The organism is Dielma fastidiosa (assembly GCF_003475485.1).
In the GTDB taxonomy this organism is placed as follows: domain Bacteria; phylum Bacillota_I; class Bacilli_A; order Erysipelotrichales; family Erysipelotrichaceae; genus Dielma; species Dielma fastidiosa.
Genome location: NZ_QRQL01000007.1, coordinates 132,133 through 153,457 on the forward strand (window position 1 = coordinate 132,133; position 21,325 = coordinate 153,457).

General features: G+C 39.2%; 19 protein-coding genes. 13 read left to right on the plus strand and 6 right to left on the minus strand.

Annotated elements, in window-relative coordinates; genetic code table 11:
* Position 1: 1 nt before the first annotated feature.
* The 3 genes from DWZ33_RS13640 (at position 2) to DWZ33_RS13650 (ending at position 5,243) form a co-directional block, all read left to right on the plus strand.
* Positions 2–2,437, plus strand: a complete 2,436-nt coding sequence (locus DWZ33_RS13640) for a M56 family metallopeptidase (protein WP_118455262.1) — start codon at positions 2–4, stop codon at positions 2,435–2,437.
* A gap of 158 nt (positions 2,438–2,595) precedes the next feature.
* On the plus strand, positions 2,596–2,985 hold the full coding sequence (locus tag DWZ33_RS13645; protein WP_022939344.1) for a BlaI/MecI/CopY family transcriptional regulator: 390 nt from the start codon (positions 2,596–2,598) through the stop codon (positions 2,983–2,985).
* 2 nt (positions 2,986–2,987) lie between these two features.
* Complete coding sequence (locus tag DWZ33_RS13650) at positions 2,988–5,243, plus strand: M56 family metallopeptidase (RefSeq protein ID WP_118455264.1); 2,256 nt, start codon at positions 2,988–2,990, stop codon at positions 5,241–5,243.
* Positions 5,244–5,296: 53 nt separating this feature from the next.
* On the opposite strand, the gene DWZ33_RS13655 is transcribed toward DWZ33_RS13650, so the two are convergent.
* The 4 genes from DWZ33_RS13655 to DWZ33_RS13670 all read right to left on the minus strand — a co-directional run bounded on the left by DWZ33_RS13655 (position 5,297) and on the right by DWZ33_RS13670 (position 9,307).
* The gene (locus DWZ33_RS13655) at positions 5,297–6,121 is read right to left on the minus strand and encodes a MerR family transcriptional regulator (protein WP_118455266.1); all 825 of its coding nucleotides are present in this window, start codon (positions 6,119–6,121) and stop codon (positions 5,297–5,299) included.
* 62 nt (positions 6,122–6,183) lie between these two features.
* On the minus strand, positions 6,184–8,283 hold the full coding sequence (locus tag DWZ33_RS13660) for an FAD-dependent oxidoreductase (RefSeq protein WP_118455268.1): 2,100 nt from the start codon (positions 8,281–8,283) through the stop codon (positions 6,184–6,186).
* Between the two features lie 93 nt (positions 8,284–8,376).
* Positions 8,377–8,865, minus strand: coding sequence for a GNAT family N-acetyltransferase (locus tag DWZ33_RS13665; protein WP_118455270.1), 489 nt, complete (start codon positions 8,863–8,865; stop codon positions 8,377–8,379).
* 1 nt (position 8,866) lies between these two features.
* Positions 8,867–9,307: a GNAT family N-acetyltransferase gene (locus DWZ33_RS13670; RefSeq protein WP_022939341.1), complete on the minus strand. Its 441-nt coding sequence runs from the start codon at positions 9,305–9,307 to the stop codon at positions 8,867–8,869.
* Between the two features lie 102 nt (positions 9,308–9,409).
* Between DWZ33_RS13670 and DWZ33_RS13675 the strand changes: the two genes are divergently transcribed.
* Positions 9,410–10,567, plus strand: coding sequence for a pyridoxal phosphate-dependent aminotransferase (locus tag DWZ33_RS13675; RefSeq protein ID WP_118455271.1), 1,158 nt, complete (start codon positions 9,410–9,412; stop codon positions 10,565–10,567).
* Here DWZ33_RS13675 and DWZ33_RS13680 read toward each other — a convergent pair.
* Positions 10,562–11,854, minus strand: a complete 1,293-nt coding sequence (locus tag DWZ33_RS13680) for an MATE family efflux transporter (RefSeq protein WP_118455273.1) — start codon at positions 11,852–11,854, stop codon at positions 10,562–10,564. The two genes, DWZ33_RS13675 and DWZ33_RS13680, sit on opposite strands and share 6 nt — an antisense overlap.
* Positions 11,855–11,937: 83 nt before the next feature.
* Here DWZ33_RS13680 and DWZ33_RS13685 point away from each other — a divergent pair, with 83 nt between their 5' ends.
* The 6 genes from DWZ33_RS13685 (at position 11,938) to DWZ33_RS13710 (ending at position 16,211) form a co-directional block, all read left to right on the plus strand.
* Positions 11,938–12,678, plus strand: a complete 741-nt coding sequence (locus tag DWZ33_RS13685; protein WP_118455275.1) for a MerR family transcriptional regulator — start codon at positions 11,938–11,940, stop codon at positions 12,676–12,678.
* 77 nt (positions 12,679–12,755) lie between these two features.
* Positions 12,756–13,562: a diaminopimelate epimerase gene (gene dapF / locus DWZ33_RS13690; protein ID WP_118455277.1), complete on the plus strand. Its 807-nt coding sequence runs from the start codon at positions 12,756–12,758 to the stop codon at positions 13,560–13,562.
* 44 nt (positions 13,563–13,606) lie between these two features.
* Positions 13,607–14,356, plus strand: coding sequence for a 4-hydroxy-tetrahydrodipicolinate reductase (gene dapB, locus DWZ33_RS13695; protein WP_118455279.1), 750 nt, complete (start codon positions 13,607–13,609; stop codon positions 14,354–14,356).
* Positions 14,325–15,011, plus strand: coding sequence for a 2,3,4,5-tetrahydropyridine-2,6-dicarboxylate N-acetyltransferase (gene dapD / locus DWZ33_RS13700; RefSeq protein WP_118455280.1), 687 nt, complete (start codon positions 14,325–14,327; stop codon positions 15,009–15,011). Before dapB ends, dapD begins: the two co-directional genes overlap by 32 nt.
* A gap of 53 nt (positions 15,012–15,064) precedes the next feature.
* Positions 15,065–15,622, plus strand: coding sequence for a hypothetical protein (locus DWZ33_RS13705; RefSeq protein ID WP_118455282.1), 558 nt, complete (start codon positions 15,065–15,067; stop codon positions 15,620–15,622).
* Between the two features lie 58 nt (positions 15,623–15,680).
* A complete protein-coding gene (locus tag DWZ33_RS13710; protein ID WP_118455283.1) occupies positions 15,681–16,211 on the plus strand; it encodes a GNAT family N-acetyltransferase in 531 nt (176 codons plus the stop codon).
* A 29-nt stretch (positions 16,212–16,240) separates the two neighbouring features.
* Here DWZ33_RS13710 and DWZ33_RS13715 read toward each other — a convergent pair whose 3' ends face one another.
* Entirely contained in the window at positions 16,241–16,510 is a 270-nt protein-coding gene (locus DWZ33_RS13715; protein WP_118455289.1) for a DUF1905 domain-containing protein, read from the minus strand.
* Positions 16,511–16,845: 335 nt separating this feature from the next.
* On the opposite strand from DWZ33_RS13715, the gene purD reads away from it, so the two are divergent.
* Genes purD through DWZ33_RS13730 form a run of 3 tightly spaced genes read left to right on the plus strand, consistent with a single transcriptional unit; the run spans position 16,846 to position 21,074 of the window.
* A complete protein-coding gene (gene purD / locus DWZ33_RS13720) occupies positions 16,846–18,084 on the plus strand; it encodes a phosphoribosylamine--glycine ligase (RefSeq protein ID WP_118455285.1) in 1,239 nt (412 codons plus the stop codon).
* Positions 18,085–19,380 carry an adenylosuccinate lyase gene (gene purB, locus DWZ33_RS13725; protein ID WP_022939330.1) on the plus strand — a complete coding sequence of 432 codons (1,296 nt, stop codon included), beginning with the start codon at positions 18,085–18,087 and terminating at the stop codon, positions 19,378–19,380.
* 23 nt (positions 19,381–19,403) lie between these two features.
* Positions 19,404–21,074 (plus strand): formate--tetrahydrofolate ligase, encoded by a 1,671-nt coding sequence (locus DWZ33_RS13730; RefSeq protein ID WP_022939329.1) that lies wholly within the window; start codon positions 19,404–19,406, stop codon positions 21,072–21,074.
* Positions 21,075–21,325: the final 251 nt, after the last annotated feature.

Genomic DNA, 21,325 nt, shown 5'->3' on the forward strand with positions numbered 1-21,325 from the left:
TATGTTTAGTACATTGTTCTTATCTGTACTTAATATGAGCATAACGGCAAGTCTAGTCATGGTTATCGTTTTAGTGGTTAGGTTTCTCTTGAAAAAATCACCTAAAATCTTTTCCTATGCCCTATGGATTGTTGTTTTGTATCGGCTGATTAGTCCATTTACTTTTGAAAGTGCAGTGAGTTTATTACCTATCAATGAAACACCCATTCCGCATGACATTGTATATAGCACAGAACCGCAAATTAATACAGGATTAAATATTGTTGATAATACAATAAATCCGATGCTGTCAATGCCTAATCATATTGAAGAAAGTGCATCTCCTTTGCCAATATGGCTTTCTATCGCAAGTGTAATTTGGGTAATTGGCATAGTTATTATGCTGATTTATAGCATTTATCAACTTATAAAATTAAAACAAAAGCTTATTGGAGCAATACCTTCAAGAGATAATATATACTTGGCTGATCATATTGATTCACCATTTGTGATGGGAGTTGTGAAGCCTAAGATTTATCTGCCATCCAGTCTTTCCGCCACTGAACAGGAGTTCATTATAGCCCATGAATTGCATCACATGAAACGCTTTGATCATATTACTAGAATACTTAGTTTTATAGCATTAATGATACATTGGTTTAACCCTTTTGTATGGCTTGCTTTTATTTTATCTGGCAAAGATATGGAAATGTCTTGTGATGAAGCAGTAATGAAAAAAATGAATAGTGATATCCGAGTAGCATATTCGCAATCTTTGTTGCGTTTTGCGACAGGTAAAAAAATAATAACAGCAACACCACTGGCATTTGGTGAAGGTGATACAAAAGAAAGAATAAAAAATGTAATGAAATATAAAAAGCCGATTATTTGGGTTTCTGCTGTGGCTGCGATGATTGTTATTGGTGTAGCTATAGGGTTAATGGGAAATGCCAAAAAAGAGTATCTTTCTGATATTGAGTACAACCAAATAGATAAAATTCAAGTCATCAATTCTAGAGGTAATCCGGAATATGGTAATTATAGTAAAATTATTACCGATGAGAATGAAATAAGTCAATTTATAGATACCTTTAACAATGGAGTTATCGGCTCGAAAGTTAAAGAGGAGGAAGTTAGTATAGGCTTTTCAAGCCGCTATATTTTCTATAAGAACGGCGAGGTTATTGCTGATTATAATTTCAATAATATTAATACAAGTGTTGTTTGGTGGAATAATGAGTGCAGAAATATAATTTATGATACAGAATTTAAAGCACCGTTTGATTTATATGAACAATCAGACAGCCCCATTATAATTGTTGATCAAGATGGAAATGAAATAAATGTTTTAGCAGATGATTCAGATTCAACGAACGATGAAAATGAGGAAGAAAGTTCAACTTTAGATTTTGAACGTTTCATGTTTTTGGCACAATACAATATTTTGCATGATGTGATATTTACTGCCACAAGAACGGATGAGAACATCAGCATCGAAAATCACAGTTCAATATCAGTATCGGAAATTGCCAATCTTCAGCTATCTACAGATAATAAGGGACTGGGAAAAGAATTAGATAAGCCTTTTACCATTGAAATAGAAATAACTCAAGGAACAATAACTTTTGATTTTACAACACCTGGAAAGGTAGTTGTAAATGGAGAAACTGAAATGTATATCGGTTCCCAGGAAGGTCTAGATGATTTCTTATTTTTTGATCATAGTCATTTTTATACTGGCGATCATTTTCCATTTAAAGATGTAATTCCATTTACTATTAGCGACATAGCGTCAGTAGCAATTGATAGAAGCCATTATACTGAAAATATTACTGCCGTGTTAACTAACCTGACGGCAATTGAAACTTTCTATGACCGGCTTACGAGTACCTATGTACATCGTGTTGCCGAGGGTGAAGATGTAGGTATATTAAAAGCGGCAGGCGGTGCCCCGAATGTTGAATATACTTTCAATTTGAATAATGGTGAACAGATATTTCTAGAACCAAAGGGTGGTGTTTATATTTTAACAGTTGGTAATGAAGTAACTGAATATGTTCCAACTGGTTCTAAATGGAGTAGTTCTATTGATTCTATCTATTTGTCCCCAATAGGTGTTACGATTCCTGAAATAGTTATAAATGATAAACCATTACAACAACAGGTTTACGCCTTTAAAACAGCAGGTGATACAATGGTTAATGACTCAAATTTAGAACAAGCACTGCAATTTAATGAAGAATTATCATTTACAGGACAACCATTGACATGGGTCATTGCTGCTGATAATGTAGAACTATATGTTCAGCGAGTTGGTGATGAAATTTTAAGTGAATTAACAGTAAATGAGGGTAAGGCAGAATTACCAAATGAAAAAGGTCATTATATGCTTAAAGCTATATTAAATCTAGGCAATGATGATTATGTTCAGTTAATTTCAAGGTATCGTGTTTACTAGAAGAACTTTTAAACATAATTTCTAATTGTAAAAAGCAGGGAGAACAAGAATTGTTCTTCCTTTTTCATATTTATTGTAAATTTATCTTGCATATAATCTTCTACACATGTAGAATATAAGTATAAAGTTCTACATATGTAGAAGAAAGAGGTGATATTATGACTACAATTAAACGCTTACCATCAGCAGAATTGAATATTATGTTGGTGTTATGGAAGACTGACAAACCGGTTACAGCTGCCTATGTGATGAATCAATTAAAAGAAAGCCAGCAGAAGCAGTTGGCTATCACATCAGTGTTGACCTTGCTGACAAGATTAAGCGAAAAAGGCTTTGTTGAAATTGATAAATCAGCGAAAGCCAACCTTTATTCGGTTCTGATTAGCGAAGCAGAATACTCAAGTCTTGAAAGTAAGTCAGTGCTTGAAAAGTTTTATGGAAATTCACTGACATCTCTAGTTTCATCTTTGGTTAATGATGAAGCGATTAGTAAACAGGATATTAATGACCTCAGGGACTATTTAAACAATCTTCACGAGGAGGATTGATTATGGAGACTCTATTTCTTAGAATTATCGAAATAAGCATATCCACATCGGTTGTTATCATGTTGGTGTTATTGTTATCTCCTTTCTTTAACAATGTTTTCATTGCAAAATGGAAAGTATGGGTCTGGCTGATCCTGGCAGTAAGATTGATACTTCCTATCAATTTTGAACTTGTACAGCCCATCGTACAAATAAGTGCTCCTGATATGAATACGGCAATGACAAAGACGGGTGATGTTCAAATCATGACCTCGGATGAAATCCCCATTACTGATTCATATGACACAGTGCAGGCATCCAGTAAAAAAGAAAATGATTATGTACCAGTAAAGCAGGAAAATGTAAAGCGATTCAATTTAAACCATAGCATCGCTATTGTATGGTTTACAGGATTTATTCTGTTACTCTGCAAACAGCTGCTTACTTATATCTGTTTCAGAATACAATTGAAGCGTTGGGCCACAGTGGTAAATAGTTCTATCCTATCGATTGCGAATGAAGAAGGTCATCGGTTGGGTATTAAAAATAGGGTTTATGTTTATCAATCGAAATACGTTACCGTACCGATGATGACAGGCTTGATAAAACCAATACTCATTTTCCCAGATTGTAATTACACTTTAGAAGAGTATCATTTCATTTGCCGTCATGAATGTATTCATTATCGTAACAAAGATATCTGGATCAAAATGATTGGTATGCTGGCAGCAGCTATGCATTGGTTTAATCCCATGGTTCATTGGTTAAACCACGCATTAGCACAGGATCTTGAACTTGCCTGCGATGCGGATGTAGTTAAGAAGCATAATTTTGAATATCGTAAATCGTATAATAAAACAATCTTAAATGCGATTGATAAACGATTTACAGCGAAGCCGCTTACGACAGCATTTTCATCAAAAAAGCATATTAAACAGAGATTTGTAAATAACCTTGATATGCGTGATAAGAGAAAGGGCAAGCTGTCACTATGCCTGTTTGTGATATTTGCTATGACAATTGGCAGCTTGGTTGCCTGCAATAAAGAAATGCCTGAAACTAAAGCACAAGAGTTTGATATGAATGAATTGGGTACATATGTGAATAAACCATTTCGCTCTTTAGAAGATTATCAAGACATAGATTATGATGAATTTATAAAAGTTATTCAAAATCAAGAATGCCAGGAAACTGTGCTATTCATTCAGAGAATTGATGAGGATATATATTTTAAAGACGATGCAGAGAAATGGCTCAAATTGATTATGGATTTAAAACTGAGTGAAGAGAATCATCAGACAATCAAAGGCTTGCCTAACCCAGTTACTGTAGAAATTTTGCTGGATGATCAGCGGATTGTTTTTGACTTAACAGATACCCCATGTGTAAAAGTCAACGAGCAAGTTATGAATATCCAAAATCCATTGGCGATTGAAGAAATTCTAAAGAATGATAAGTATGAAATACTCACTGCGCAGCATTTTCAATTAAAAGATGTACTGCCATTTAAAGTTACGGATATTGACTATATCGACATTACACATAAAGATAATCAGACAAATCTTACGGCAGCTCTTCATAATCAAGAGAGTATTCAAAAATTTATGCATCAGATTATGAGTATTTATCTTTATGATCAGACAGATGATAATAATTATATCCATTCAGAGAATCAGGAGTATATTGAGGCTAGAATTAATCTGAAGAATGGCAGTCAAGCAATCTATATCCCTGACAATTATGCTAAATATACAATGCTTTTTGACGGGCAAGAGTACGCATATAATTATGCTTCTGCTATATCATGCATTGAATATGTTGTAGAAACTTATTGGCGGCCGTCTAGTTCAGAATTTAAAAATGGCATTAATGGCCCAAGTATTAAGATAAATGGACAGGACCTTTACATAAAAACTTTCAGTTATCACGTTGGTGAAGATAATATGGTCGATGAAACAGGCGGCAGACAAGCTGTGGAATTGATGGAAAGTACAGTTTTTAATCAGGAAACGCTGTATGCCGATATACAAATTGATGCAGATTTAAAGCTGTATGTACAAAAAAGTGATGAAAAGCTGTGTACCGAAATCCCTTTGACAATCTATCAAAAGAAAGCAGAGCCAAACGAACCTGAACATGTTATATTCATGAATAAAGGGTTTGCGAAAAATTATCAGGCAGAATTGCCAAACGAACCTGGCAAGTATTTTGTTGAGATGGAGTTGAATTGGGATAATGGCGATTCGGCTTCCTATGTGTCAGTATACATAGTAGAATAGACAAAGATGGATGCAGCCAATCACGCCGCATCCATTTTTTTTCTTTTACTTAATTATTCAATGGGTATCCAGATTTCATCATATCTTACTTTCAAATTATCTTCATTTGTTACAATCAGCATTGAAGTATAAGCATCATCTATGATTTTAATATTTTTATTTTGTACATATTCTAATACATTTTTTAACCACTCAGTAGTATTGATTTTTTCACTATTGCCCTTCACAATCGCATGAAGACATTTTCGTGATGGCAGCAATTCAACCGACTCACTCATTTTAAATTGGAATAAATCGAAGTCATATTTACTGATAATATTACCAATTCCAACATTAAATTCAGGTATATCTGAGAATAAAGCAAGTTTAGGTATTTTCAATGATGCTGTATTTATAGGAATTATAGAATTCCATTCTTCAAACTCTGCGGCTTGGGCAGGAGAGGCTATATGAGGAGTATCAAAATCACGCACCAATAATCGGTAAAAATCCGGGCTGTTGATGATCTCATATGAATTATCGTTATTGTATTTTTCCAATGTGTCTGCAATTCGCTGTAAATGATAAAGGATTCTTTCCTGTTTTAAGATATTCTTGCGCATTTCTTCTGCCTTACTGTTTACTAGCTGTAAGGTATTATTTAGATGTTCATGCTGAAGAATGTCTGCTGTGTCTTTCAAAGTGAAGCCACAGTTACTGTAAAGCTTGGAATGGTAAAGATTATAGCAATCAGCCAGTGTAAAAACCCGGTATTTATGGTTATCAGTACGACTAGGAGATATGATCCCCTTTTCTTCATAAAAAGCCAGTCCTTTACCGGTTAAATCGTAATATCGTGATACTTCTTTAGTAGTGTAAATGAATTGATTGTTTTTCATAAGAAACCCTTTACATTATGAATTAAAAGAACATCACTGTCAAGGCAGCGATGCTCTGATCATTATTTGTTTAACTGTGAAGCAGCATGAATTGCAGCTGCACGTCCGAAGACACCGCATGTCATAAGTGATGTACCGCAGCCAAAGTAATTGACTGAAACAGTTTGTCCGTCTGCGCATGAACCTGCCGCATACAATCCCTTAATCCATTCGCCATTTGAATCCAATACCTGTGCATTTTCATTAATCCGTGCACCAGTATATCCATCGGTTGTAATCATCGGCAGTCGGATTATTGTATAAGGCCCTTCTAAACGTTTCATGTATGCACTGTCTTTACCGAAATCTTCATCAATACCTTTATCACAAAGTTCATTGTAACGATCAACTGTTGCTTGCAGTGTATCAGCGTCAAGACCAGTTTGTTCAGCAAGCTCAGCAATCGTATTAGCTTGATAAGCAAATGGAAGTCCTGAACCCGGCACGTCATGATTTAATACATTCTTCATTAGAATCGGATATTTTTCAGCAAATTCTGCTCCTACAATTGCATACCCTTCATTGTAGCCGCGAATCCAGTTTTCTTTAGTAAATTCAAAGCAAAAATTATCTTCGGCAGTCACTCGCTCTGCTCCGCCTGTTACCAATAAGATATCATATACAGGATTATCAGGAGAATTAGGAATGAATTCTGGGAATTCCTCAAAAGAGGTTGCATAACTGTAATACATAAATTGTGTGTATGGTATTTCCACAATATCTGCCCCGACTTCTTTAAGCCAACGGTAGGCATCGCCTTCACCGCTGCCGCAAGCATAGGCAATATTATTGATTAGTGGATTTAATTCATTAAATAGTGTTTCATCATTTGTATAAGAACCCGCAGCTACAATTGTTGACTGAGCATGAATAGTTATACTGTCACCATTGCCATTAGTCGCCAGTGCTCCGCTGATTGAACCATCATTTTCTTGAATTAAAGATGTAGCAGGGGTTCCCATTAAGATTTTTACACCTGCTTTTTCCGCTGCCTCAACAAGTGTTGATGTAACTTCGGACCCGCTCGCTGTGGTATGGATTCGTTTGACAGCACGTTCTCCTTTTGTACTCTTATTGATAACATTTGTAAATTCTAAACCATGATCACTTAACCAAGTATTAAGTTCAGATGAATCAAAAGCCATTTTGTGAATTAAATTCAGGTCTAACTGCTCTTCACCCTCATATAAACTTACGATATCTTGATAGAAAGCTTCTTCGCTGTCTTCAATACCATTTGCCTTTTGAGTTTCGGTATCGGCTCCGACAATAAAACCTAATGACCGGGTTGTTGATGAACTATATACAAGGTTCTTTTCAAGTAAAAGAACTTCAGCGCCTTGCTCAGCAGCTTCAATAGCTGCAGTAAGACCAGCCATACCAGCCCCAATCACAAGAACATCGGTCGTTATCTCCTCAATTTTAGGCTCAGCTTTCTCTATCTCAATAGATTTGAGAATGCTGACATCTCCGCCTGCTTGTTTAACACAATCACTCAAAGCAGTAAAGAAAGCATTTGAAGATACTGTTGCACCGCTGATGGCATCTAAATTCATCGACTGTGATTCAATCACTCTTTCCGTCAATATTGGAAAGGCCATCCCTCCGATAATATCAGTATCTGTATATTCAGGAATCTCAATTGCTTCAATTTTATTATCTTTAATCGTCACCTCCATTGTCAGTGAACCAGTTGTAGCTAAACCATTAATTTCCGCATAAGATGCCGCAGCTGCACTATATGTACCATCTGTCATACTTAATTCATTGCTGCTGATTCCCTTTGCTTGATTCAGCGCAGAACGAAGTGCTTCACGCACAGCATTAGAAGTTACAGTAGCACCTGACATGCCGTCAATCTCATCACTTTGGGCATTAAGAATCTGCTGAAGCATTTCTTCAATCGCTTTACCGCCAATTTCAGGGGTTTCTTCAGCACCGATGATTTCCACATTGGTGATTGAAGATTCATCGACATTTATGGTGACTGAAATTTCACCGCCAAAACCTTTGCTGTTAGCTGAATAAGTCCCCGGCTCATAAAGCTTTGAATCATTTGCTTTGCTGCAAGCAGTTGTCAAAACCATTAATCCGCAAAGCAGTAATTTGAATAGTTTACGCATATTTCCTCCTTATATGATTATTGTTTCACAAGGTGATTATAAGGTGGGAAGTTACTTCCTAGTCAAGGAATTAAACGAAATATTCCTATTTATTTAATTATTCAGCCCTTTTTCAAAGCTATTGTTATTTTTTTCCATAATATAGTTCTTTAACTTGCAGTTCTCCCGCTGCACATATTGTTCACAAATTACCCTATATCCTCTTTTTTCATAAAAGGGCTTTGCGGTTATCGACGCATGGGTACGGATATTAACACCGCCCTGCTGCCAGATCCATGCTTCAAGTTCATCACATAGCGCTTTTCCGATATGCTGGTGCTGATAATCCTTATGTACATAGAGCCGATCTAAAAATCCATCATTGGTCATGTCCGCAAAACCAACGATTTTATTATCTTCTAAAGCGACTAATGTCCTATGTTCAAGGAAAGCATTATTCCAGCCATCGACATCCTCACTGCTGCGAATCCATGCCTGAAGCTGCTCAGGACTATAATCCTGACAGTTAACATTTAAAACAGTGTCTTTAAACAGCTCAATAATTTCTAAGCAATCCCAAGCTTGATATTTTCTAATAATCATTTTAATCTCCCAATTGTTTTTTAAAATTAATCTGCTGCTTGCCTCCATCATAACCACAAGCACGGTAAAATTGATGCGCTTCAGTTCTTCCAGCCCCGGAAACAAGACGGACGCAATCAGCACCAGTTTCTTTGGCCCATGCTTCGACAGCATTCATCAGCATCGTGCCGACCCCCATTCGCTGGCATTTTTTTGCTGTGGCTAGACCAAGCACATCCTTGCAGTGTCCTGCGTAAAGTACATCATAATCCTGAGCATGTACATAGCCAATTACTTCATTCTTATAAACTGCCACATATACTCTCATTCTTTCGTTTTCTAACGCGGCTCTTAACTTTGTCAATGTAGATTCCAAAGGATATTCATAATGCAAAGAATCAGCGTTTAATTTTTGTATAGCTAAAGCGTCTTCAATGACTGCCTGGCGTACTGTTATTTCCATAATTGTCCCTCTTTTTCATTATTATATCAGTTTTTCTGATGGTACAGTATGAATTTCTGATGATGAGCATAAAATGAATGATAATAATTAAGAGGTGCGACAATGTTAAATAAATTAAAAAAGCAATTACATCAGATACCAGTCAGCGGCATACGGGCATTTAATGAAGAAGCTGCCGCTGTACCGGATTGTATTTCACTAACCTTAGGGGAACCGGCATTTGATACACCTAAGGATATCAAAAAGGCTTTAAAACAGGCGTTGGATCACAATCATACACATTATGCTGCGGCGATGGGTGATTTAGATCTGCGCAGAAAAATAGCGGTCTATGAATGGAAAAACCATCATCTCTTATATGATGCTGATGAAATCATGGTATGCGCGGGTGCAAGTGATGCGCTTTCTACCGCTTTGGCGGCATTGATTGATCCGGGTGATGAAATTATTGTTCCGACCCCGGCTTATCCGCAGTATGAGGCGATAATTAAGCTGGAAGGCGGACGCTTTATCCCTTTAGATACTCAAGACCATGAATTTCAGATATCCCGAGAAGAATTAGAGCGTGTGTTCAGTGATAAAACAAAAGCAATCCTTTTAAATTCACCGAATAATCCCAGCGGCTGTATCTATGATCAAGCATCCTTAACGCTGATTCATGACTTTGTGAAGGATAAACAGATCTTTGTCTTATGCGATGATGTGTATGATCGACTGGTTTATGATGACAGCTATAACAGCTTTATGAAGTTTCAGGATCTTCGCTCCCAGCTTTTGGCCGTTAAAAGTTTCTCCAAGCCCTACGCAATGACCGGCTGGCGCTTAGGATACTTGCTGGCAGATAAAAAAATACTGGCTGAAATTATGAAAATCCACCAGTATCGTTTTTCCTGTGTTAATACCTTTGTTCAGAAAGCCGGCATAAAAGCATTGGAGATTGATCCGACAGAGATGCTGGCAGTATACAAAAAGCATCGTGATCTAGCTGTTGGGCGGCTGAGGGAGATGGGGCTTCCTATAAACCAGCCGGCAGGCGCTTTTTATGTCTTTCCCAATATAGAAGAATTCGGCATGGACTCTGTTTCATTCTGCAAGCGGATGCTTCATGAAGCACGGGTAGCCTGTGTGCCGGGCAGTTATTTTCATGCGGAAGGATATATCCGCATTTCTACATGCGGCAGCACCCGGCAGCTGATTGAAGGGTTGAACCGCATTGAAGCCTTCATTTATGAATTGAGAAAAAATGACAGACAATTATAGCTGTAGTTTCTTCTCACGCATAATCAATATTAAACCGATAATGGCAAGTATAAATTGCGCCGTTACCGCTGAAAGCCACACACCCTGCAGCTTCAAAAGATTAGGCAGAACAGCAGTCAGCAAGATTGCCAGCAGAATTGGTTCACCATAAACCATGATATATGCGGAAGTGTTTTTCTGGGTGGCATAGAAATAAGACGTCGTTACCCGGCAGAAAGCAACAAACAAAAATCCGGAAACAAAGATCGGCAGGCTGTTTTCAGTCATTGCCGCGACTGCTTCAGAGGCTCCAAATAATACAGGAATGAAATGACTCAGCAATAAGATACCGGCCCCAGTCAGCAAGGCGATAATTAATGAAAACACATAAGCGAGCTTTCTTATCTGAAGCGCTTCTTGAATATTACCGCTGCCAAGACATAGGCTGATCAGCGGCTGACTGCCGTCACTGACACCTTGCAGTAAAAGGAAAATAATTGATGTCACATATGAAATAACCGCATAAGCCGCGACCGCAGTTTCACCGCCGTAAAGCACGGCCCATTTATTAATCAGAATCATCACTAAATAAGGCGACATCGTAAGACCAAACGGTGATAAACCAATGCGGATTATATTCTTTACAACATTTTTGCTTAGCTTAAAGCCAGCGATTGATATGCTGCGGCAGCGCTTAAATAAAAAGCCAAGACAAGGAATCACCGTCATAATCTGTCCGATGATCGTTGCCCATGCCGCACCGCCGACACCCCATTTAAGAACACTGACAAATAACCAGTCAAGAATGATATTCGTAACAAAGCCGCAGATCATGGCCGCCATTGCAAGAATCGATTGGTCATAATTACGCAGCAGCGGTGTGAAGCCGCAGGCAAATAGCTGAAAGATGGAACCTAAAGCAATAACGCTCAGATATTTTGAGGCAGTGATTAATACTTTCCCTTCAGCACCTAACAGCACAAGGATATGGTAATTCAGCACATAAACGAACAGACTCATAATCACTGCCGCTAATAAAAGCAGAGTTAAGGTATTGCCGAAGGTCTTATCTTCTAAATCCTTTGAACCACGGCCTTTATTCACGGAAATCTGAATGGCTCCGCCCATGCCGATACCGCAGCCCACAGCTTGAATCAATGCGACAATAGGAAAGGCAATGTTTATGCCCGCCAAACCAACATCACCGATATTTTGGCCGACAAAGAAACCATCAACAATTGTATACAAGCCAGTAAATGCAAAGGCAAGCATGGCTGGCAGTACATAACTAAAAAATCTTTTTTGCATAGTAAACTCCTCCCAAATAGCGTACAATAAGAGCATAAAGCTTAAAGTAACTTTAATGTCAAGAAAATTTGATTGGAGATCTTATGAATGAACAACAAACACTAAAAAAATTAGCTGACTTATTTCATGTCGCCCCTTCAGCACTGCGCTATTGGGATAATGAAGGCTTAATCCGCTTTGAACGCAGTACGGATAATAATTATCGTATGCCTACATGGAAAACAATGCTGGATATTTGTGATGTAATATTAAACCGCAGTTTATCAATACCCGTAAAGTCAATCCGTGAACTGCCTAAAATGAATGCGGATCAGCAGCTGAAGCTATTAGCTGACAGTGAAGCAAAGCTATTGAATCAAATTAAGGAAATAGAGGAAACGCTGAGTGCAATTCAGCATAAAAAAGCCTTGCTTGAAAATGTGAAACAATTAGAAGCAATGAAAGATTTTATGCTTGTTGAAGTTAAAATACCATCGATACGTTCATTCTCATTTGAAAGCAAGGAGGATATGGAGCTGTTTATTTATGATCCATCCCGTTCAGCTATTCTATTACTGCCGCAGGGAGCTTGTTTGTATGGCATGTTTACGGATAATGAACAGGATGAATTATTTAGAGCTGGTGATAAAGCACTGAAGCGTTATCTGAAAGGATTATTAAAATTAAATTCTGATGATGCATCAATCAACAATGCCTCTGTTTTTTATGAAGCAGCCACGGCGCGTAATTTGAAAACAGGTATGATTATTGGTAAATATATGGGTACCGCTTTTGATCAGGATCGCACGGATTATTATGAGGCATGGCTGGAAATCATTGATTAGCAGATAAAGAAACAGACCGCACTGTTTCTTTTTAACATTCTATCCCTGCTGACATATACTGATCCTGGAGGGATGAAATGCTGGCATTTTCTAAATATCATGGCTGCGGCAATGATTTTATTATTATCGAGGAATGGCATCAGGACTTATCAAGGCTTGCCCAAAAGCTATGTCATCGAACAACAGGCATTGGGGCGGATGGTTTGCTGACAGTAACCCGCAAGCCATGTACGATGCGTATATTTAATAGTGATGGCAGCGAAGCGGCAATGTGCGGTAATGGTCTGCGCTGTTTTGTTAAATATTGCATCGATCAGGGAATGGCAGAAAGTGAAATCAGCAGCATCGAAACAAAGGCAGGTAAAATGAAGGTTATGGATATTAGCCATGATCCCTTTTCATGCACGATTGATCTGGGAAAACCAGACTGTAAAGCTTCATCGATGGCTATCGATACAACGGAGTCTACTTTTATGCATCAGAAGCTTTTTGTATCAGATCGGCTGCTGTCCCTCAGTTCAGTATTCATCGGTGCTGTTCACACCGTTTTATATATGGATGACATAGGTATTGCATTAATGGACAGTTTAGGTGCCCAGCTTTGCAGTCATCCGATTTTTAAAGATCGGACTAATGTTGATTTTATGAGGGTGATGGATGAGCATACGATTGAACTAATTACTTATGAGCGGGGAGTCGGCATTACCGCGGCCTGCGGAACTGGGGCCTGTGCTTCAGCTTATATAGCGGTAAGAGATGGTAAATGCGTAAGTCCGGTTACTGTCCTTTTGCCCTATGGGAAATTGATTGTTGATGTGGGTGATACGATTCGGCTTAAGGGGCCGGCAGTAAAAATTGCACAAGGATACTGGCAGGAATATTAATGCTGATCTCTGACATAAACTGTATAGAGATGAGGTGTAGGCATATGCGGTTAGGAATTGTGGGTACTGGCAAGATGGGTAGTCTGCTGAAGCAGACATTGGAAAAACAAAATAATGAGAGTATCGCCGCGGTTCATCGCGGTTATGAGCTGCAAACGCTTAGTGAGCCGCCGGAACTGATCTTCGATTTTTCACATCCGGATAATCTGCAGGCATTACTTGAATATGCATTAAACCACCATGTCAAACTCGTATTAGGTACAACCAATTATTCGCAGAAGCAGCAATTATCCATTCATGCCGCGGCTATGCAGATACCCATTATCCAGGAAGCGAATTTCTCATTGGGGATTGCAGTCTTGAAACAGGCCCTGAAGCAGATAACACCGATTCTGGCTGAGGATTTTGATATAGAAATTATTGAGAAGCATCACAACCAAAAGGTTGACGCGCCCAGCGGTACAGCAAAACAGCTGGCGCAGATAATGAATCCTATGCACCAATATAATGAACTATACGGACGGCGCGGTGAATGCGGTCAGCGCGGTAAAGAGATTGGAATCCATGCGATCCGCGGCGGTAACCTAGCTGGTGAACATACCATCTTGTATCTAGGTGAGGATGAAAGTCTGGAAATTACTCATAAAGCTGTAACTAAACAGATTTTTATTAATGGCGCCATCAAGGCGGCGGCTTTTTTATCGGATAAAGAAAAAGGATATTATACAATGGAGGATGTATTAAGCATGTGGGAGGAAGTAAATGGAACGAGCGGAAATCATCGATACGATTAGTAAAGGTAAGAAAACAACACCAGTAAAGGTCTATCTTAAATGTCGGACACTGCTGCCCTTTAAGCATTGTCATGTGTTTGGCAGTCAGGATCAGATTCTATTTGGTGATTATGAAGATATTAAACCAGTTTTAGACGCTTATCAGTCAGAAATTGAAGAGCTGGTTATTGAACCGTCAGCCCGCAATAGTGCTGTTGGATTATTGGATATCAAACATTTGGATGCGAGAATTGAACCGGGAGCCATTGTGCGTGAACATGTGACAATAGGGTCAAAGGCTGTCATCATGATGGGCGCGATTCTTAATATCGGTGCAACTGTCGGAGAAGCAACGATGATTGATATGGGGGCAATCATCGGCGGCTGTGTACAGATTGGCAAACGCTGTCATATTGGTGCCGGCGCGGTACTGGCCGGGGTGATTGAACCGCCTAATGCTGCCCCAGTAATTATTGAAGATGATGTACTGATTGGTGCCAACGCGGTAATTCTGGAAGGCATCCGCATCAAAAAGGGCGCTGTTGTAGGCGCCGGTGCTATTGTCACAAAAGATGTAGACGCAAACTGTGTTGTAGTCGGCAATCCAGCCAGAGTTATTAAAATGAAATGTGAAGTAGAAGCCGATAAAACCAAAATCATCGACGCGCTGAGATAGTTTAGATTTGATAAAAGCAGCATAGCTGGCAACCCTAATAACGGAGGGATTTTATGCTGCTTAATCTTATGACTTATGTATTAATTCCAGCTTATACACTGCTTTTCATCAAAGGCAGTCATTTATTTGATTCAAATTTTTCTGTCCATGGAAATCTGCCAAGCAATCAGCTGGCATTTTTACTATGGGGAGTATTGGTAGGCATTTACTTTTATGTATTAATCAATCGTATCCTGATGCGTTTTCAAGAGGCTAGACTGGAAAGCATCTTGTTGAAAATTGCTATATTGCTGCTGTTTATGGCTGTCACAACCCCTTATCTGCCTGAACAATTTCCATTTCAATCAAAACTGCATATCGTTTTCGCTTTTCTGGCGTCACTCTTACTGCTTTTAATTCTATATCGCATTGTAGGAAGGGCATACCGGAAGCATCGAAGCGATTATAGAATCTATCTTTATAGTCTGCACTTTATTACGGCAATGTCATGCTTGTTTTTCCTTTTAGTCGGCATTGTCAGCACCGCCCTTGAGGTCTTTTTCTCACTCTCCTGTGTCGTATTAACGTGCAACCTGTATAAACAAATTAAAGAGCATAACGAAATTCACTGATCCTGTGTTATAATCGACTTAGTATCCATGTGAAAAGCCGGTGAAAGGTAAAATCCTTATGAATGTCGAAAAAGTCTTCAAAAGCAAACGTAAAAATGAAATTAAACAGCTCTATGAAGCTGCTTTTCCAAAGACAGAACGGATGCCGTTTCCGTTGATGCTGATCATGTCCTGTCTGTGGCATACTGAATTTCTTGCTTACTATGATGAAGATGTACTATGCGGTATTGCCTACATGGCATCCTTGCGAAAACAAACATTTATCATGTTTTTGGCAGTTGATGAAAAGCAGCGGTCAAAAGGATACGGCAGCCAGATACTGAAAGAAATACAAGAGCGGGCAGCAGCTAATAAAGTTCTTGTATCTATTGAACCTTGTGATGAATTAGCGGTTAATCGTGTGCAAAGAGAAAAACGCAAACAATTCTACTTACGCAATGGCTATGCGGAAACCGGTTATATGATGAAGCTATCAGGACAGATACAGGAAATTTTAATACAAAGCGGTGAGTTTAATAAACGTCAATTCATATTATTTTTTATGCTGTACAGCTGCGGTACGGTCATACCAAAGATTTGGCAAAAATAAAAAGGGTCGGTATAGTTTGATACCGATCCTTATTCACGTTCTTGAATCACTACATGCACAACATCACCGGCCTGTTTATTGATTTTAGCCCGAATATCCTTTTTTAAGCCAATAATATGTCCTGGTGTTTTCATGCGGACAAGACTGCCAAGATACAGTTCACCGTCAAAGGCTGCTTTTACCTTAACACGGCCTTTACCGAACTCTTTCTTTACATCATATGGGAACTCTATATAAGCGCCGTCAATACCGTCAACCTTGCGGATCACTGCGTCAAATTCATAGATTTTTGGATTCATCATCAGTACCTCCTGATTACTATTTTAACCCAATAAACCAATTCTTGCAGAAATCCGCACACAAAGATGATGAAAAGACTTAAATATGAAAACCGAAAAATGCTGATTTTTGATCAAAGATCATTTTTTATTCAGGATATTTGAATTAAAAAAGCTGTTTCAAACTAAAAAATCGATTTTAAATTGCAAATTTGCCAAAAATTATTTACATAACGCTGATAATAAGCATTGTAAAAAAGTATTAAATACAGTAAAATAAATGTGGTAACCTGCTTTAAACAGGCTGTTTTTTTGGAAACAGTCATTTGTTTTTTTAGGCAGTGGAAGGAGACATTATGAAGGTACTGGTACTTGGTAAAGGCGGACGTGAACATGCTTTAGTTTATGCCTGCTCAAAAAGCAGACTGGTAGATAAGATTTATGCGGCGCCGGGGAATGTCGGCATGGAACCGCTGGCTGAACTCGTTGAACTTCGTGATGATGATGTAAAGGGTTTAACTGAATTCGCTAAAGCCAAACAGATTGATCTGACTATCGTTGGCCCTGAAAGCAGCTTATCGCTGGGTGTTGTAGATGCTTTTCAGGCTGAAGGGCTTAAGATTTTCGGTCCGAGCAAGGATGCGGCACAGGTGGAAACAAGTAAGGATTTCGCTAAACGAATCATGAAAAAATATCATATTCCGACAGCTGCCTATCAGACCTTTGATAATTATGAAGATGCGCTGGCTTATGTTGAAGAAAAGGGCGCGCCGATTGTAATCAAGGAAGACGGCCTGAAAGCCGGTAAGGGTGTAACCGTTGCGGAAAGCTTAGAAGAGGCTGTTGAGGCATTAAAGATTGCGTTTGCGGTTGAACATAACCGTGTGGTAATTGAAGAATGTCTGCGCGGCTTTGAATTCTCACTGATGAGCTTTGTATGCAATGATATCGTAATTCCAATGGAAATCGCTCAGGATCACAAATGTGCCTATGACGGCGACAAAGGCCCAAATACCGGCGGTATGGGTGTTTATTCACCAGTGAAAAAGATTACTCCTGATATTGTTGAGGAAGCGATGGAAAAAGTCATGAAACCTATGGCTAAAGCAATGGTGGCGGAAGGCCATCCATTCACTGGTTTCTTATATGGCGGCTTGATGCTGACTGATGATGGCGTCAAAACAATAGAATTTAATGCACGCTTTGGTGATCCGGAGGCGGAAGTCATCCTGCCAAGATTGGAAAGTGACTTTGTGGAAGTCATATTGGATGTAATGGCTGGTAAAACAATGACGCTTAAGTGGTCAGATAAGGTTCGTCTTGGTGTAGTGCTTGCCAGTACCAATTATCCGGCATCATCAACACAAGATGCACTGATTGAAGGTGTTGAGGATGTTGATGGCCTGGTATTCCATATGGGTACTAAGATGAAGGATGGTAAATTGCTGACAGCTGGCGGCCGGGTGCTGCTGCTTACTGAGGAAGGGGCAACCCTTGAGGAAGCATATGATAAGGCTTATACTGAAATTAAGAAAATAAAGAGTGATAGCTTGTTCTATCGAAGTGATATTGGAAAGAAAGATATGGTGGACTAAATGATCGAACGTTATTCAAGAAAAAACATGCGTGATATTTGGAGTGAAGAAAGCAAATTTGCGGCATGGCTGAAGGTTGAAATTCTGGCATGTGAAGCATGGTCTGAGCTAGGTGAGATCCCTAAAGCGGATGTTGAGAAGCTGTGGGCAAATGCGAAGTTTGATATTGATCGGATCTATGAAATTGAACAGGAAACAAAGCATGATGTAGTAGCCTTTACCCGGTGTGTTTCAGAGTCATTAGGTGATGAGAAAAAATGGGTTCATTATGGCTTAACAAGCACCGATGTTGTTGATACCGCCTACGGATATTTATATAAACAGGCAAATGCGATCTTGCGTGAGGATTTAGAACGTTATATCAGTATTTTAAAGAAACAGGCATACCGTTATAAGGATACGGTGATGATTGGCCGTACCCATGGTGTTCATGCGGAGATTACGACTTTTGGTTTAGTTTTCGCGTTATGGTATGATGAGATGCAAAGAAATATGAAACGCTTTGAGGATGCGGCAGCAGGTGTCGAAGCCGGCAAAATCAGCGGCGCGGTTGGTACTTTCGCAAATACTCCACCTTTCGTGCAGGATTATGTATGTGATAAGCTGGGTATTCATTCAGCTAATATTTCAACACAGGTTTTACAGCGTGACCGTCATGCGGAATACTTTGCAACCTTGGCTTTAATAGCTGGTTCAATTGAAAAGATGGCGACGGAGATCCGTCACCTTCAGCGTACAGAAGTGCGTGAGGCTGAGGAACATTTCAATAAAGGACAGAAAGGTTCAAGTGCGATGCCGCATAAACGCAATCCTATCGGTTCTGAAAATATGTGCGGCTGTTCACGCGTCATGCGCGGTTATATGATGGCAGCTTATGAGGATGTGCCATTATGGCATGAACGTGATATTTCACATTCATCAGCGGAAAGAATTATCGCTCCTGATGCGACAGAACTGTTAGATTATATGCTGAACCGATTTGGTTCAATCCTTGAGAACTTGACGGTGTTTGAAGAGAATATGCGTGAGAATATCAATAAGACTTATGGCGTGATTTATTCACAGCGCTTTATGCTTAAGATGATTGAAAAAGGTTTCTCCAGGGAACAGGCTTATGATTTGGTGCAGCCAAACGCGATGAAAGCATGGGAAGAAAAGGTAAACTTTAAAGAATTGATGGAAAACAATGAACAGGTTACAGCAGTGCTGAGTCAGGAAGAAATCGATGACTGCTTCAATCCGGCTCATCATGTGAAGAATGTAGATGTTATCTTTAAACGTGTAGGTCTTTTATAATAGAGAGAAAAAGAGGCGAAACTATGTACAAGACAGATTTGGAAATTGCTCAGGAAGCAAAGCTGCTGAAGATTGATAAGGTTGCAGAGAAAATTGGTATTGAGGAAGATGATCTGGAGTATTATGGTAAATATAAAGCAAAGTTAAATCTTGATTTATTAAAAAAGAATCAGGATAAAAAAGACGGAAAGCTGATTTTGGTAACGGCAATTAATCCGACAAAGGCTGGCGAAGGTAAGTCAACGACAACGGTAGGCTTGGGTGATGGCTTGAATCGTTTAGGTAAGAAAACAGTAATTGCTCTTCGTGAACCTTCTTTGGGACCTGTGTTTGGTTTAAAGGGCGGTGCGGCCGGCGGCGGTTATGCTCAGGTAGTTCCAATGGAGGATTTGAATCTTCATTTTACCGGCGATATGCATGCAATCACAACGGCGAATAATCTGATCAGTGCATGTATTGATAATCATATCCATCAAGGGAATGAGCTGAATCTGGATATTGAGCGGATTACATGGAAACGATGTCTGGATATGAATGATCGTACGCTGCGTCAAATCGAGGTAGGATTGGGACCAAAGGCCAACGGTGTTGAGCGTAAAGATGGTTTCAATATTACGGTTGCTTCTGAGGTAATGGCGGTTTTATGTCTGTCTACTTCTTTAATGGACTTAAAAGAGCGGCTGTCTAATATGCTGATTGGATATAATTTAGAAGGTAAACCGGTTTTTGTAAAGGATCTGAAGATTGAGGGCGCACTGGCAATGATTATGAAGGATGCCATCAAGCCTAATCTGGTGCAGACGCTGGAAAACAATCCGGCGATTGTCCATGGCGGTCCTTTTGCGAATATTGCTCATGGCTGCAATTCGATCTTAGCGACAAAGCTGGCATTAAAGCTGGGTGACTATGTTGTGACAGAGGCAGGATTCGGTGCTGATTTAGGGGCCGAGAAGTTCTTGGATATCAAATGCCGGTTTGGTAATCTGAAACCAAGCGCGGTCGTTATTGTCGCAACGATTCGTGCTTTAAAGCAGCATGGCGGTATTGAATTTGAGAATTTGAAAGAAGAAAATGTACAGGCGATGCTTGATGGCTGTGCGAATCTAGCGAAGCATATTGATACAGTGAAACAGTTTAAGCTTCCGTATATTGTTGCGATTAATGAATTTGCGACAGATACACAGGCAGAAGTTGAGGCACTGCAGGCATGGTGCCGCGAACAGGGGCATCCTATGTCATTATCTCAAGTTTGGGCTAAAGGCGGCGAGGGTGCACTGGATCTGGCGCAACAGCTTGTGGGCATCTGTGAACAAGAAAATGAATTTGCACCGTTGTATGATGTAAATGAATCCATTGAGGCGAAGATTGAACGCATTGCAAAGTGTGTTTATGGTGCTGATGGTGTTGATTTTACTGAAGAGGCGGCTGAACAGATTAAAATTTATAATGAGCTGGGTTGGAATAAAACACCTATTTGTATGGCTAAATGTCAGACATCGCTGACTGATAACGCGAAGATTTACGGAGCGCCTAAGGGCTTTAGAATCACGGTTCGCGAGCTGCGTCCATCAATTGGAGCGGGCTTCATTGTCGCTTTAACCGGTAATGTGATGACGATGCCGGGTCTGCCAAAACATCCAGCGGCATTGGATATGGATATTGATGAGGATGGCCATATTGTTGGCTTGTTCTAATTCATAGAAGGATATAAAAATTGAGACTATCTTTAGTTGTCGTAATCAGACAATGAGAGATAGTCTTTTTTTATTATATAGGAAATTTCATTTTCAAGCATCAAATCACTGATATCTCATTATGAAGAGGTATCTAAAAAATGATAAAATCAGATGAAATCATTGTGTGAATATGGTATACTATGAGTAACAAAAAAACAATCTATTTAATCATTAAATTTCATATAAGCATCACCTAGTTTCCTTTGTAT

Bases quoted from the DNA above. Each gene is read 5' to 3' on its own strand.
- DWZ33_RS13640 (WP_118455262.1), top strand. From the start codon at position 2: ATGTTTAGTACATTGTTCTTATCTGTACTTAATATGAGCATAACGGCA.
- DWZ33_RS13645 (WP_022939344.1), top strand. From the start codon at position 2,596: ATGACTACAATTAAACGCTTACCATCAGCAGAATTGAATATTATGTTG.
- DWZ33_RS13650 (WP_118455264.1), top strand. From the start codon at position 2,988: ATGGAGACTCTATTTCTTAGAATTATCGAAATAAGCATATCCACATCG.
- DWZ33_RS13655 (WP_118455266.1), bottom strand. From the start codon at position 6,121: ATGAAAAACAATCAATTCATTTACACTACTAAAGAAGTATCACGATAT.
- DWZ33_RS13660 (WP_118455268.1), bottom strand. From the start codon at position 8,283: ATGCGTAAACTATTCAAATTACTGCTTTGCGGATTAATGGTTTTGACA.
- DWZ33_RS13665 (WP_118455270.1), bottom strand. From the start codon at position 8,865: ATGATTATTAGAAAATATCAAGCTTGGGATTGCTTAGAAATTATTGAG.
- DWZ33_RS13670 (WP_022939341.1), bottom strand. From the start codon at position 9,307: ATGGAAATAACAGTACGCCAGGCAGTCATTGAAGACGCTTTAGCTATA.
- DWZ33_RS13675 (WP_118455271.1), top strand. From the start codon at position 9,410: ATGTTAAATAAATTAAAAAAGCAATTACATCAGATACCAGTCAGCGGC.
- DWZ33_RS13680 (WP_118455273.1), bottom strand. From the start codon at position 11,854: ATGCAAAAAAGATTTTTTAGTTATGTACTGCCAGCCATGCTTGCCTTT.
- DWZ33_RS13685 (WP_118455275.1), top strand. From the start codon at position 11,938: ATGAATGAACAACAAACACTAAAAAAATTAGCTGACTTATTTCATGTC.
- dapF (WP_118455277.1), top strand. From the start codon at position 12,756: ATGCTGGCATTTTCTAAATATCATGGCTGCGGCAATGATTTTATTATT.
- dapB (WP_118455279.1), top strand. From the start codon at position 13,607: ATGCGGTTAGGAATTGTGGGTACTGGCAAGATGGGTAGTCTGCTGAAG.
- dapD (WP_118455280.1), top strand. From the start codon at position 14,325: ATGGAACGAGCGGAAATCATCGATACGATTAGTAAAGGTAAGAAAACA.
- DWZ33_RS13705 (WP_118455282.1), top strand. From the start codon at position 15,065: ATGCTGCTTAATCTTATGACTTATGTATTAATTCCAGCTTATACACTG.
- DWZ33_RS13710 (WP_118455283.1), top strand. From the start codon at position 15,681: ATGAATGTCGAAAAAGTCTTCAAAAGCAAACGTAAAAATGAAATTAAA.
- DWZ33_RS13715 (WP_118455289.1), bottom strand. From the start codon at position 16,510: ATGAATCCAAAAATCTATGAATTTGACGCAGTGATCCGCAAGGTTGAC.
- purD (WP_118455285.1), top strand. From the start codon at position 16,846: ATGAAGGTACTGGTACTTGGTAAAGGCGGACGTGAACATGCTTTAGTT.
- purB (WP_022939330.1), top strand. From the start codon at position 18,085: ATGATCGAACGTTATTCAAGAAAAAACATGCGTGATATTTGGAGTGAA.
- DWZ33_RS13730 (WP_022939329.1), top strand. From the start codon at position 19,404: ATGTACAAGACAGATTTGGAAATTGCTCAGGAAGCAAAGCTGCTGAAG.